Annotated in this window: 1 protein-coding gene; it reads right to left on the bottom strand. The window is 29.1% G+C overall.

Annotated features, from left to right (window positions below; genetic code table 11):
• Positions 1-4: 4 nt before the first annotated feature.
• The gene (locus AOG55_RS04605; RefSeq protein ID WP_048101450.1) at positions 5-400 is read right to left on the bottom strand and encodes a NifB/NifX family molybdenum-iron cluster-binding protein; all 396 of its coding nucleotides are present in this window, start codon (positions 398-400) and stop codon (positions 5-7) included.
• Between the last annotated feature and the right edge of the window lie 133 nt (positions 401-533).

Below are 533 nucleotides of genomic sequence, written 5' to 3'. Positions count from 1 at the left end.
TAAATTATATTTTATTCTTATATTTGGCCGATTTCTTTAATAATTCCTTTGAACAATCGGATATTGTTGGTTTGTCTGTTGATTTTAGCTTATTTAATAAATAATTTTTAATGCATTCTGTTTCCTCTCCGCCTGAAATATATACCTTTATTTTATTATCCAAAAAATTAAGTCCCGGCTCTCCAATTCCAGGCACTATTAATGTGTTCACACCATACTTAAACAGTGTTTCAAGCATTGGAAGGCCACCATCGGATTTTATCTCCAGGGCAGGATTTTTATATTTTTTAATAAGATTGCATTTATTCCTGTTATCAGATATTTTAAAGATATGGACCTCCCTGGCCTTCCCCGGCATGTCAACCATACCATCTGTAACAGGCATTGCCAGTATTTCCATGTTTAGAATATAAGTGTTATTGGTTTAAATACTTTATGCATAATTTAAAAATCTTCATTAATTTTTAATTACAAACACATATTGTTTTGGCGCATTAATTTTTTATATTATAATTTTTATATAGTATTTTATT

The organism is Acidiplasma cupricumulans (assembly GCF_001402935.1).
In the GTDB taxonomy this organism is placed as follows: domain Archaea; phylum Thermoplasmatota; class Thermoplasmata; order Thermoplasmatales; family Thermoplasmataceae; genus Acidiplasma; species Acidiplasma aeolicum.
This window is presented reverse-complemented; position numbering and strand designations above follow the sequence as displayed.

Bases quoted from the DNA above. Each gene is read 5' to 3' on its own strand.
- AOG55_RS04605 (WP_048101450.1), bottom strand. From the start codon at position 400: ATGGAAATACTGGCAATGCCTGTTACAGATGGTATGGTTGACATGCCG.